14 protein-coding genes and 1 pseudogene are annotated in these 12,167 nt (G+C 47.7%); 6 read left to right on the top strand and 9 right to left on the bottom strand.

Annotated elements, in window-relative coordinates; translation table 11 throughout:
* Window positions 1–225: 225 nt before the first annotated feature.
* A complete protein-coding gene (locus DRW41_RS23120; RefSeq protein WP_181884628.1) occupies window positions 226–369 on the bottom strand; it encodes a hypothetical protein in 144 nt (47 codons plus the stop codon).
* Between the two features lie 65 nt (window positions 370–434).
* The gene (locus DRW41_RS17845; RefSeq protein ID WP_115453380.1) at window positions 435–779 is read right to left on the bottom strand and encodes a DUF1360 domain-containing protein; all 345 of its coding nucleotides are present in this window, start codon (window positions 777–779) and stop codon (window positions 435–437) included.
* A 144-nt stretch (window positions 780–923) separates the two neighbouring features.
* Here DRW41_RS17845 and DRW41_RS17840 point away from each other — a divergent pair, with 144 nt between their 5' ends.
* Window positions 924–1,442, top strand: a complete 519-nt coding sequence (locus tag DRW41_RS17840; protein WP_115453379.1) for a CotY/CotZ family spore coat protein — start codon at window positions 924–926, stop codon at window positions 1,440–1,442.
* Window positions 1,443–1,680: 238 nt separating this feature from the next.
* Here the strand turns inward: DRW41_RS17840 and DRW41_RS17835 are convergent, their stop codons facing one another.
* Both DRW41_RS17835 and fabI read right to left on the bottom strand, forming a co-directional pair.
* Window positions 1,681–2,460: a hypothetical protein gene (locus tag DRW41_RS17835; protein WP_115453378.1), complete on the bottom strand. Its 780-nt coding sequence runs from the start codon at window positions 2,458–2,460 to the stop codon at window positions 1,681–1,683.
* Window positions 2,461–2,662: 202 nt separating this feature from the next.
* Window positions 2,663–3,433, bottom strand: coding sequence for an enoyl-ACP reductase FabI (gene fabI / locus DRW41_RS17830; protein ID WP_115453377.1), 771 nt, complete (start codon window positions 3,431–3,433; stop codon window positions 2,663–2,665).
* A 284-nt stretch (window positions 3,434–3,717) separates the two neighbouring features.
* Between fabI and prpE the strand changes: the two are divergent.
* Window positions 3,718–4,456: pseudogene (gene prpE, locus DRW41_RS17825) on the top strand (bis(5'-nucleosyl)-tetraphosphatase PrpE).
* Between the two features lie 9 nt (window positions 4,457–4,465).
* Here prpE and DRW41_RS17820 read toward each other — a convergent pair.
* From DRW41_RS17820 to DRW41_RS17805, 4 genes are all read right to left on the bottom strand, one after another.
* Window positions 4,466–5,374 carry an RluA family pseudouridine synthase gene (locus tag DRW41_RS17820; protein WP_115453376.1) on the bottom strand — a complete coding sequence of 303 codons (909 nt, stop codon included), beginning with the start codon at window positions 5,372–5,374 and terminating at the stop codon, window positions 4,466–4,468.
* A gap of 65 nt (window positions 5,375–5,439) precedes the next feature.
* Window positions 5,440–6,240, bottom strand: a complete 801-nt coding sequence (locus DRW41_RS17815; protein WP_115453375.1) for an NAD kinase — start codon at window positions 6,238–6,240, stop codon at window positions 5,440–5,442.
* A gap of 34 nt (window positions 6,241–6,274) precedes the next feature.
* On the bottom strand, window positions 6,275–6,922 hold the full coding sequence (yjbM, locus tag DRW41_RS17810) for a GTP diphosphokinase (protein WP_115453374.1): 648 nt from the start codon (window positions 6,920–6,922) through the stop codon (window positions 6,275–6,277).
* A gap of 162 nt (window positions 6,923–7,084) precedes the next feature.
* Window positions 7,085–7,444 (bottom strand): UPF0738 family protein, encoded by a 360-nt coding sequence (locus tag DRW41_RS17805; RefSeq protein WP_115453373.1) that lies wholly within the window; start codon window positions 7,442–7,444, stop codon window positions 7,085–7,087.
* A gap of 126 nt (window positions 7,445–7,570) precedes the next feature.
* Between DRW41_RS17805 and DRW41_RS17800 the strand changes: the two genes are divergently transcribed.
* The 4 genes from DRW41_RS17800 (at window position 7,571) to DRW41_RS23935 (ending at window position 10,276) form a co-directional block, all read left to right on the top strand.
* Entirely contained in the window at window positions 7,571–8,179 is a 609-nt protein-coding gene (locus DRW41_RS17800; RefSeq protein WP_115453372.1) for a CYTH domain-containing protein, read from the top strand.
* 146 nt (window positions 8,180–8,325) lie between these two features.
* The gene (locus tag DRW41_RS17795) at window positions 8,326–8,733 is read left to right on the top strand and encodes a globin domain-containing protein (RefSeq protein ID WP_115453371.1); all 408 of its coding nucleotides are present in this window, start codon (window positions 8,326–8,328) and stop codon (window positions 8,731–8,733) included.
* Complete coding sequence (locus tag DRW41_RS17790) at window positions 8,733–9,596, top strand: ClpXP adapter SpxH family protein (protein ID WP_439330881.1); 864 nt, start codon at window positions 8,733–8,735, stop codon at window positions 9,594–9,596. Before DRW41_RS17795 ends, DRW41_RS17790 begins: the two co-directional genes overlap by 1 nt.
* A 506-nt stretch (window positions 9,597–10,102) precedes the next feature.
* On the top strand, window positions 10,103–10,276 hold the full coding sequence (locus DRW41_RS23935; protein WP_500684488.1) for a hypothetical protein: 174 nt from the start codon (window positions 10,103–10,105) through the stop codon (window positions 10,274–10,276).
* 60 nt (window positions 10,277–10,336) lie between these two features.
* On the opposite strand, the gene pepF is transcribed toward DRW41_RS23935, so the two are convergent.
* Window positions 10,337–12,154, bottom strand: coding sequence for an oligoendopeptidase F (gene pepF, locus DRW41_RS17785; RefSeq protein WP_115453369.1), 1,818 nt, complete (start codon window positions 12,152–12,154; stop codon window positions 10,337–10,339).
* Window positions 12,155–12,167 lie beyond the last annotated feature (13 nt).

The raw sequence follows: 12,167 nt of genomic DNA, 5'->3' as shown, positions 1-12,167 counted from the left end.
CTTCCTGCATGTTTCCATTTGTTTTTTATTTTCTGCAGGGCTGGTGATTTTATGCCTCTTATGTTGAAAATCTGTTTGTTGGGCAGTGTGTATGGATGGGAGGCGCCTGCTTGTCCAGCCAGCGCCTAGCTCCGTGCGCTCCACTAAAATCCACGCAGCTAATTATCAGAACTTACCTCTCTTATGGCCCCAAAAATAAAAAAGCTGTCTCCGGGAAGGCAGCTTTCAGTCGTTATTTATGCGTTTCTTGTGCCCGCCGCAGCCGCAGCCCTTTTTCTTCTTTGGTGCTTCGGGCTTTGTGTCATGCTGGGCCTGGGGGAGTGTCTCGGGCCTGACTTTGTAAATTGGCCGTTTATACTTTTTCTCCATTTCCATGCTCCTTTCTTTCGAGTCCCTGCCCTTTAGTATATGAGGAGGGGAAGAGCATGTTCACTTCAGTCGCCCAGAAGCCGCCCGATTATTGTTTCAATGATTCCGGCTACTCCGGCTACCGCGAAAACGAGGATAATCGGAATGCCGATTTTCGGAAAGAAAAAATAGGAGCCAAGCAGGCAGCCGCTGACCCAAACGCCTGTACACCAGTAGCAGCTGATCAATTCACCGATCCATTTTCGAATTCCCTTTCCCTTCGGTGCGATGTATACTTCCCCGTTTTCGATTATTTCATCGAGAAAAGGGGCCCTGATAAACTCGGCGATTTTGTCATATACGATGACCCGGGTCAGCCTGAAAGAAGCGAGGCCGAGTAACGCAAACAGCCCAATTGATAAATTTTCCATTTGCTCAACTCCTGTCTCTTTTAAAAAAGAGGGCTTGTATTCTGATGAAAATAACTAAAAATGGGCGGTTTACCCATCCCACCCTCTGTTTTCAAACATAGTCTGATAATGCAAATACTATTTACCTAAAAAGGAGGAGAATCCATGAGTTGTGGTTCTGAATTCTTCACGAGCAACTGCGTATGTGATACTTTGCTCGCAATCGTGGAAGCCCAAGATAAGATAAACCCGATTACAGATGAATGCGAATTTGGCTGCAGCAGAGCAATTCAAGAGCTAGTTGGCGGCGTCAACACTTCGGGTGCTGATACAATCCCGGTCATCCTTATCTGCAAGAGCACGTGCTCACCATTCCAAGCGGTTGGAGTAAGAAGGGATACCCATTCCCATCACACACCTTTTGAAGTCGTTTGCGGCTGCGTATTCCGGGTAGTGGATGTGGATCCGGAAACATGCTGCGCCACTTTGGAAATTCTGGGTATTAAGAAAGAAGGGGGAAATACTGATTTCACCCTTTGTGAAGACGCAAAACATAACAGCGGCTTTGGCTGTGTAGAGAACCTGAATAATGCTAAAGCTCTCGTCCGCTCCGGCGTATGCATTACGGTCGACCTAAACTGCTTCTGCGGCGTTTCCTGCATATTCCCCCAAAACTTGCTTTAATCCATCCAGACTGTTTCACTTAGGATGAAACAGTCTTTTTTTGTTCCTCTCTAAATTCCCTTGACCTCGCCTTTTGCGAGGTTTTTCCACGTATTTTCTTTGTCTCTGCCTCCCGTTCCATACATATGCAATCAGACGAACTATTTTTCCAATAAATTATTTCATGCCTGGCAGGGATAAAATTCCCCGGACAAAAGAAAAGAAGCCTCCTGCCGGTAAGGAGCTCCTTTTTGCATTCTTAGTGAATTTTGATTTCGGAAATTTCCCCAATCTTGATGATTTTCATTTTATCTCCAATCCTGACCCGGAGTTTTTCTCCCCTTTTGCTGTCAATTTGGAAGGTGAGCTGCTCGCCCTTCACCACAGCGGTTACAAGAGGCTGTTCAAGAAATTTTGGGTAACGGGCAAGTGTCGTAATCGTACGCCATATATTTTTTGTGTTTTCATCGATTTCCTGCCGTTCCGTTGGTTCGGGTATTATATCCGTGGATTTCCCTGCCATGTTTACGACAGGTTTAGCCGTCTCGATTTCTTTTTCCTTCATTTGTTGAAGAAAGTATTGGACCAGTGCGGACTGTTTTGATGAGTCCCTTCTATTCGGTGATCCATAGGCTGATTCTTCCTGTAGGGATCCCGCTTCCACATCGCCGTAGCCGGTTTTTAGAGCCATGACAGGTACTTCATTCTCTGTACCGCCTTCCTCTTTTATGGTCTGCTGTTCGGCTGCCATTTCAATTTCCATCCCTCTACTATCTTCGGGAGGTTCGGTTTCTTTAACAGGATCAACAATGGGTTCCGTTTTAACAGTGCCGCTACCCTGTAAGTCCATCTTACTTTGTGGGGAATTTTCTTTCATTTCCTCTTCTTTTCCAACAATCAATTCACTGCTGTCTTTGTTCGCCAGGGCTGCATCCTTTTTCTTTCTCCATATAAAATATTCCTGCATGGGCGGGCCGACGTTCGCATCAGGCTGATCGATGTAGAGTGTCGGTTTTGGGGCATTTTTTTGTTTATCCATCCTCTTCCCTCATTTCACTTTTTAGGCAATCTATATTTATTATTAATATGCATGTGCTGAAGAAGTGGTTAAGCGACTTATTTTAAAGGAGTGACGGTCTTGCTGGATGGCAGGGCAACTCATTATGAACAAGTGACGGAACCGGACGGAAGGAATTTTGGCAAAAAAACCCGCCTTCCTTGGAAAGCGGGATAAGAGTTTATTAAAGAATGTGATATCCGGAGTCAACATGGATGTTTTCCCCAGTGATTCCACGGGACATGTCACTGAACAGGAATACCGCTGTATCGCCGACTTCTTCGGTCGTTGTGGCGCGGCGGAGCGGAGCTTTTTCCTCAATAACCTTAAGAATGTCGTTGAAATCGCTGACACCTTTCGCGGAAAGCGTGCGGATTGGACCGGCAGAGATGGAATTGACACGGATGTTATCCTTGCCAAGGTCTGCCGCAAGGTAACGGACGCTTGCGTCAAGTGAAGCTTTTGCAACTCCCATAACATTGTAGTTCTGGATTGCGCGCTCGCCGCCAAGATACGTCATGGTGACAATGCTGCCGCCTTCCGTCATCAAGCCGCGTGCTTCTTTAACGACCGCGGTCAGTGAATACGAAGAGATGTTGTGTGCAAGCAGGAAGCCGTCACGTGTTGTGTTCAGGTATTCGCCGCTCAGCTCTTCCTTATTGGCAAATGCGATGCAGTGCGCTACTCCATGGATGGTGCCGACTGCTTCTTTAATTTTGGAGAAGCACTCTTTGATTTCTTCATCGGAAGAGATGTCACAAGGAAGCACGATTGTGCCTTCCGCTTCAAGCGAGCCGGCCAATTCACGGACTGAATCGCCCAAACGTTCGCCCGCGTATGTAAAAATAAGGCGCGCGCCTGCTGTATGGAGCGACCTTGCAATCCCCCAGGCAATGCTCCGTTTATTTGCAACTCCCATGACAACATATGTTTTACCTTTTAAAGAAAAACCCATTATCGAGATCCCCCCTGTTTGATACAAGTTATTAGTAGTTGGTACTAATTGTACACTATTTCATTTTAAATGAAAAGCGTTGTACATGACAAGTGTCATATATACCACAGCTATAGTGTAAAACAAGGCATGCTTATTTTGCCCATTTAAGGATTTGATGAACCAAATTAAGCTAAAATAAATGGGAGCAGGGTAAAAAAAGAGTGTGGTTTAAAGACTGTCCCAAGCCTTCCCACGTCTTTTTCTTGGTCGCTTTTGAAAATTAACATTCTTGGAGGCCCAAAATGAAACTTGATATCATTGGTGATATTCATGGTTGCTATAGTGAATTTGAGAACCTCACAATCGAGCTCGGCTATGGATGGGAACAGGGCGTGCCAATGCACACGAATGGCAGGAAACTTGCCTTTCTGGGAGATTTGACCGACCGCGGGCCTGAATCCTTGAGGACAATCAATATCGTTTGGGAACTGGTCGTAAAAAGGGAGCTGGCCTTTTATTCTCCGGGGAACCATTGCAATAAGCTATACAGATATTTCCTCGGCAATAAAGTGCAAATTTCGCATGGCCTTGAAACGACAGTGGCGGAGTACGAAGCCCTCGGCGAGGCCGGAAAACGGTTTGTAAAAAAACAATTTGTCGATCTATATGAGCGGGCTCCCCTCTATCAGGTGCATGATCGCGGCAACCTTGTCATTGCCCATGCGGGGATCAGGAGGGATTATATCGGAAGGAATTCTTCCAAGGTAAAAACCTTCGTCCTCTACGGGGATATCACAGGCAAGATGAATCCGGACGGTACACCAGTCAGAAGGGATTGGTCACTGAAACACCCCGGGTCTCCAATCATCGTCTATGGGCACACTCCTGTCACGGAGCCAAGGATCGTGAATAATACCTACAATATTGATACAGGCGCCGTCTTTGGCGGTAGGCACCGCTCTTCGATACCCCGAAATGGAACTCGTATCCGTCCCGTCCTCGATGCCGTATGTTGAAGAAAAATTCCGAACGTTTCCGTAAGTGACGTGGTTATAGCAAATTCAAATCCAATAGAGCGGCCATATCCGCCGGGAGTGGCGCCTCGAAAGACATTTCCTTCCCAAGGAAAGGATGGCAGAAGCTGACTTTCCGGCAATGCAGCGCCTGGCGGGGAATGAGGGTAACATCCCCTCCATACAAATCATCCCCAATCAAAGGATGGCCAATCCAGGCCATATGGACCCGAATTTGATGGGTCCTTCCCGTTTCCAGGCGGAGCCTGACATGGGAAAACAAATTTCCATATGTACCAATCACATGGTAGTTGGTGCACGCATACTGTCCATCAGCCCGAACCTCCCGCTCGATGATGCTGTCCGATTTTCGGCCGATTGGCTGTTCGACCCTGCCCAATCGCTCCGTGAACTCCCCTTCGGCAAACGCCTCGTATTCCCGCTTTACCCCGCCGCTTTTTTGCTGTTTGCTTAACAAATGGTGGACATGGCGGTGTTTGGCGACCAGCACCAGGCCTGATGTGTCCCGATCCAGGCGGGTGACGACGTGGGAGGTTGCCTGAAGGCCGATTTTTTCATAATAACCGATAAGCCCATTGGCGAGGCTTCCCGATGGATGCTCGCGAGACGGGATGGTGTTCATCGCGGCCGGTTTGTTTACTACAATCAAATAGTCATCCTCGTAAACAATATTGAGCGGAATATCCTCCGCTCTCACTGCATCCGCGGGTTTCTCTTGCGGAAAAGCCACCGAGACGAGGTCTCCTTCCGAGAGGACATAGCGGACGGTTACTTCCCGGCCATTGACCCCGATGCTCCCGCCTTTGAATTTTATATCGGTCAGCGCGGTTGAGCTGATTTCCTTCTCCTTAAGGAATTCCCGGAGTATTTTTCCGGTATCGCTCTTGCCGGCTTCCCATTTCAATTTAAAACGACTTGATGCCATGTTGATACCCTCTTTTTCTTTCGTCCGTTCCTAGAAAATTTAATACTGAAAAAGTCCGCCAAAAGTCAATCAGAATCTGAAATGAAGGAATCATGGACCCTTTTCCAGAAAGGGAATGGCCTGAACCGGGCAAATCGGACTTTTTCCTCCGGCACCCTGAACTGAATGGATTTCACGTCCTTATGCAGCATAGTCAAATGGTCGATGGTCACCTGGAAGTCGTTCCGGTTGACCGGCTTCAGCATACAGGTGTGATGCGCTGGAAGGATTAGCGGCGAGCCTACCGTCCTGAATACACGGTTGTTGATTGACGCCATTTCCGCGAGTTGAATCGCCTCGATCGATGGATGAATGATCGCCCCGCCCAGCGCCTTGTTGTACGCGGTGCTTCCAGATGGAGTCGAGACGCACAGCCCATCGCCGCGGAATCGTTCGAAATGCTGGCCACGGATATCGACGTCCATGACAAGGGTTCCCTCGAGCCCCTTAACGGTTGACTCGTTAAGTGCAAGGTAACGTGATTCCTTCCCCGCATGCTGGTAACGGATAATGACTTCAAGAAGCGGGTATTCAATAACCTGGTAAGGCGTTTTCGCAATCGCGATCACCAGCTTTTCGATTTCTTCCGGTACCCAATCAGCATAAAAGCCGAGGTGGCCTGTATGGACGCCTACAAACGCCGTCTTATCAAGCCGGCTGCTGTACCTGTGGAACGCATACAGCAGCGTCCCGTCCCCGCCAATCGAAATGACGATATCCGGGCGGTCCTCGTCATAAACAAGATCAAAATCCAGGAGGTACGTCCTCATCTTGTGCATCAGCGTATTCGATTTCTGGTCACCTTTTGTTGTAATCGAAAATTTCATTGGCCACGCTCCTTCGCTTGTTCTCACGTGCCGCTCAATGCGCGTCGTTGTCACGGTTCTGTTTCGTTTCCTTCTTTCTTGTAAAAAAGGCCTGTGCTTCCTGGATTTCATGCCTGATTGTCGACATCTCCTCATCCAGGCGGAAAGCGGCTTCGGCGGCGCGCTGCAGGCGTGTGTTGATTGTTTCCGGGAACTGGCCCTTATATTTGTAGTTAAGCGAATGCTCGATCGTTGCCCAGAAATTCATTGCCAGCGTCCTGATTTGGATTTCGGCGAGAATCTTCTTCTCTCCGTGGATCGTTTGGACTGGGTAACGGATTACAACATGGTACGATCGGTATCCGCTTGTTTTTTTATGCGAAATGTAATCGCGCTCTTCCACGATTTCGAAATCATTCCGGATCCTCAGCAGCTTGACGACTTTCCTGATATCATCGACAAACTGGCACATGAGCCTTAGCCCGGCGATATCCTGCATTTCTTCCTCAAGCCTGTCAAGCGGGATTCCTTTTTGCTGGGCTTTGTCCAAAATACTAGGAATCGGCTTAACCCTTCCTGTTACAAATTCAATCGGGGATGGACTGGAATCCAGTTCAAACTGGCCCCTCATCCCTTTTAGTTTTACTTTCAATTCTTCAACCGCCTGTTTATAAGGCGCGAGAAATTGATCCCAATTCTTCATTGTATTTGTACACCCCCGGCCAATTGGAGAAGCATAGGCGTTTTTTCCAGCCCCAGGATTGCCTTTTTAAATCGGGAAAGATGATGATTCCCTTCTTCAGGCCAACTTTGCTTTAGGTACTGGGCGCCACAGCTAAACAAATCTAACTTTATTATGTATTTTTCAGAAAATGCTTTCAACTTTCGAAACCATGGCTTCACCATAGTTGCCGTTGCCTTTGATGTTTTCGGCGAGGTAGCTGAGTTCTTCATAGATGCCGTAAAGCTCCACTGTGGATCCGCCATCTTCCAAATACACCGGCAGGCTTTTATCAAGCCCCTTTTTCAAGTCTTCCCACACTGCTACGGGCATTAGCACATAAGTATATTCATCATCCTTCTCCATCAAGTACACAAATGAAAGATTGTCAGAGTCTACAAGCATTTGGCCCTTTGGCGCCAACCCGGCAACCGGTTCCCGTGTTTTTAAAACAAGCCTGCCATCCTCTATGTTCGACCCTATTACAATTAGTTTCTTTTTCATCAAATCAACCTCCAGCATTCACTTACCTATTTTAGCATATAGGAGCCACTTCCCCCAAAAATTGCAACGTGAAACGAATCAATGGGATAATGGATCCATCAGAAAAAACCGGAAGTTGGTGCATCATTGGAGCAGAACCTTGAAATTGAATTTAAGAACCTTTTAAAAAAAGAAGAATTTGATCGTGTCGCAAAGGAGTTCAGCCTCGGGCCGGAGAAGTTCCGGCGCCAGGTGAACCACTATTTTGATACCCCGTCGTTTTCCCTGAAGGAACAAGGAGCGGCCCTCCGCATCCGGGAAAAGGGCGGTTCGTATATCCTTACCTTGAAGCAGCCCCAGTATGTCGGCCTGCTTGAGACGGACCAGAAGCTAACAGCAAAAGACGCTGAAACCGCGATCGGCAATGGCCCGCTGCCCATTGGCGTAGTCGCGGGTGAGGTCGAGAAAATGGGAATCGAATTCGAGGAACTTGTCTATTTTGGAACGCTTGCCACCCAGAGGGCAGAGACCAATTTTAACAATGGCCTTATTGTGCTCGACCAAAGCAGCTATCTTGATACAGAGGATTTCGAACTGGAATATGAGGTTTTGGATTTCCATGAAGGGCTTGAGGCATTCCGATCATTGCTGGAAAAGCTGGGCATTCCGGAAAGGAAAACCCTTAGCAAGATCCATCGTTTTTACGGGCGGAAGCTCCAGTTGGGACGGACTTCCCCCCAAGGGGATGCCGAATAGTATGGCAGGCGATTTTTTGAGTAAAATATCCACGATGGCGGTTGGTTATTCCCGGCTGGAGGCGTTTCCTTTTACAAGGCGATTTATTTGAGATATAAATAGTGCATTGCTAAAATAAAACAAACACACTCAAAGGAGTTGTCAACATGACCGGGAATTTGCCTACGCCTTATGAGGCCCTCGGGAAAGACACATTGCATCGCATTGTCGATGCGTTTTATGGACTGGTTGGACAGCATCCTGAACTTTCTCCTCTTTTTCCAGATGATCTTTCCGAAATTGCCAGAAAACAAAAGCAATTTCTTACCCAATATCTTGGCGGCCCTCCCCTCTATACAGAGGAGCATGGCCACCCGATGATGCGAGCGAGGCATCTTCCTTTTCCAATCACGCCTTCCAGGGCGAGGGCATGGCTTTCCTGCATGAGCCAGGCGATGGATATTGTCGGTCTTGAGGGGCCGCTCCGGGACGAATTTTTCGCAAGGCTGCACCTGACCGCCCAGCACATGATCAATACGCCGGAAGACGGCGAAATAACGGGTGAAGAGGAATGATGGAGCAGGAAAAAAGGCTGTTTGCGCATCATTGCCACGGCCCGGAGAAAAAACCGATCGAAATTTACATTTTCATTGACCCGCTTTGTCCGGAATGCTGGGCGCTCGAGCCGATCATGAAAAAGCTCCAGATTGAATATGGGCGCTATTTTTCAATGAAGCCGGTATTAAGCGGCAAGCTTACCATGCTGAATATGGGAAAAAAGAAGCGGTTTGAAAATATCGCGGAAATGTGGGAAAAGACAGCCAGCCGATCGGGCATGTCATGCGATGCGACTCTTTGGGAAGAGAACCCTGTCATCTCCCCTTACATCGCCTCAATTGCCGTAAAAGCGGCGGAATTGCAGGGAAGGAAACGCGGCACCCGCTTCCTAAGGCGCCTGCAGGAAATGCTCTTTTTGGAAAAACAGAACATCTCGAACTTTGAAGTGCTCAAGAATTGCGCGAGGGCGGTCGGACTCGATGTCGAGGAATTCATCACCGATATCCATTCAGAAACCGCCGCGAGGGCGTTTCAGCAGGATTTGAAAATAACTGCCGAGATGGAAGTGGATGAAATCCCGACACTCGTTTTTTTCAACGAGAATGCGGAAGAAGAGGGAATCAAAATTGCCGGCTACTATCCGTATGAAGTGTATGTCCAGGTTCTCCAGGAAATGCTTCCGACGGAACCGAAGCAATCAGCGCCTCCTTCGCTTGAGGCTTTCCTGAAATTTTTCCAGCTCGTGGCATCCAAGGAAATCGCGGTCGTTTATGACCTCTCCATCCCCCAGGTGAACCGGGAGATGAAAAAACTCCTGCTTAAGCAAAAGGTCGAACAGATCCCATGCAAATACGGGACCTTTTGGAGATACATCAATTAATCATTAAGCCGCTCCGGAAATATCCGGGGCGGCTTTTGCATTTTGTTCAAGCTAAAAAAATCGACAAATTCTTATATTAAAATTATTTGGAAATAGAAGAGTTGTAGTGATAGGTAATGTTTCTGTTTGGTTTTGGAGGTATTTTAGCCGAGTTGTAAAAGCGGTTTAAGATTATTCCGTAAAAATGAAAAATGCCCCGTTCCGGCGGGGCATTTTTCTATAATTACGAACAAAGGGGATGGGAGAAATTTTTCACGATATCAAACAAAGGGGTATATGTTTGTTGTGAACAACTTCACGTATAGAATATACCACGATTCAAGATGACTTTTCAACTAGTTTGTGCGTTTTTTCACATTATTGTCATATATTTTTTCGATTCCTACATAGATCATAGTAAGTGGGGGCGTTGTAAGCTAATTCACAGGGAAGATGAATCTGAATTCATGAAAACAATTCCCAAAAAATATACTGGTTGCAAAGACTGATTGTACCGGAGGCGTGAAATGAAAAGTATCCACTTTCCCATCCTGGCCCTGCTGCTGATTTTTTCTTTCTTTTTGAACCTACTTGGTTTAATGAAACTATTTCCTCTCCTTTTCAGTTCCCCGTTGTTATTCCTATCGATTTTTCTTATTTGCACTTCACTCAACCAGCGAAATCGCTTCAAAGGGTTCTGATCCTAAATAGAAAAAAAGGGCCAGGCGCCTTCCGAAAGGAAAGTGTGCCTGGCCCAAATATTAACTTAGGATTTGTTCGATTTCGTTTAGCGCCTGTTCGAAGGCTTTGCATGCGTTCTCGACTGGTTCCGGGCTGGTCATGTCGACGCCTGCTTTTTTGAGCACCTCGATTGGGTAATCGGAGCTTCCGGACTTCAGGAAGTCGATGTAGCGGCTGACCGCCGGCTGCCCTTCCTCAAGGATTTGCCTGCTTAGCGCGGTAGCGGCGCTGTAGCCTGTTGCATATTGGTATACATAATAGTTGTAGTAGAAATGAGGGATCCTTGACCATTCCAACCCGATTTCCTCATCGATGGTGATGTCCTTGCCCCCAAAGTACTTCTTGTTCAGCTCATAATAATCCTTAGTGAGCGAATCCGCCGTAAGTGGCTCGTTATTCTGCCCCTTTACATGGATTTGGTGCTCGAACTCCGCGAACATCGTCTGGCGGAATACAGTCGCCCTGAAACCTTCAAGGAAATGGTTGAGCAAGTACAGGCGCTTCTGCTCATCGTCAATTGTTTTGAGCAAATAGTCATTCAGCAATGCTTCATTGCACGTCGATGCGACTTCCGCGACGAAAATGCTATAGCTGCCGTATGGATATGGCTGCGTTTTCCGTGTGTAATAGCTATGGACAGAATGGCCGAACTCATGGGCAAGCGTGAACAGATTGTTCACATTGTTTTGCCAGTTCATCAGGATGTACGGATTCGTGCCGTACGCGCCGGAAGAGTACGCCCCGCTCCTTTTCCCTTTGTTTTCATGCACATCCACCCAGCGGTTTTCAAAGCCTTCCTTCAGGATGCCCTGATATTCTTCTCCAAGCGGCGCAAGGCCTTTCAGGACAAGCTCACGCGCTTCGTCATACGTTACTTCCATTTTGACATCCTTAATTAGCGGTGCATACAGGTCGTACATATGAAGCTCATTAACGCCAAGCACCTTCTTGCGCAGCTTTACGTAACGGTGCAGCAAACCAAGGTTATCGTTGATCGTATTGACAAGGTTGTCATAAACGCTCTCCGGAATGTTGTTTCCCGCGAGCGCAGCCGCGCGGGCTGATTTGTAGTTCCGGACGCGGGCGTTGAAGTTGTCTTTTTTCACCTGGCCGCCCAGTGTGCTGGCAAATGTATTTTTGAACTTGCCATACTTGTCATAGACTGCCTTGAACGCATCGTGGCGAACCCTTGGATCCGAGCTCTCCAGGAACCTGGAATAACGGCCGTGGGTAACCTCGACTTCCTCTCCGTTTTCATCCTTGATGGAAGGGAACTCAAGGTCGGCGTTATTCAGCATCCCAAATGTGGTTGAGGAAGCGGCCATAACTTCGCCAGCTTCGGCGAGCAGGGCCTCCTGCTCGGCTGACAAAACGTGCGGCCGTTGCAGGTTGATTTCATCAAGGGCGTGCTCATAAAGTTTAAGCTCCGGCTTTTCCTCCAAAAATCCTTTAATCTTCTGCTCATCAATCGAAAGGATTTCCGGCACGATAAAGGCGAGCTGGCTGGCGGCCTGGGAATAAAGTGCCTTCATCCTGCCGTCAAGCCCCTGATAAAAGGAATTCCCTGTATCCTGGTCATATTTCATGTGGGAATATGTATACAACTTTCCAATCCGCTCAAGCAGCCGGTCTTGTTCCTGAAGGCAGATGTACAGGCTGTCGGCGCTTTCGCCCAGCTTCCCGCGGTGGCTGCCAATCCCCGGGATCAGTTCCTTTACTTCCTGGAATTCCTTCTCCCACTCATCATCTGTTGCAAAAATATCTTCCAGGCGCCATGTATCTTCTACAGGCACCTCGCTTCTCGCAGGCAATTTTTTTACTGCAGTTTCGTTCGCCATGTTCATCCTCCAT

The sequence above is a fragment of the Neobacillus piezotolerans genome (assembly GCF_003362805.1).
Lineage (GTDB): Bacteria > Bacillota > Bacilli > Bacillales > Cytobacillaceae > Bacillus_D > Bacillus_D piezotolerans.
This window is presented reverse-complemented; position numbering and strand designations above follow the sequence as displayed.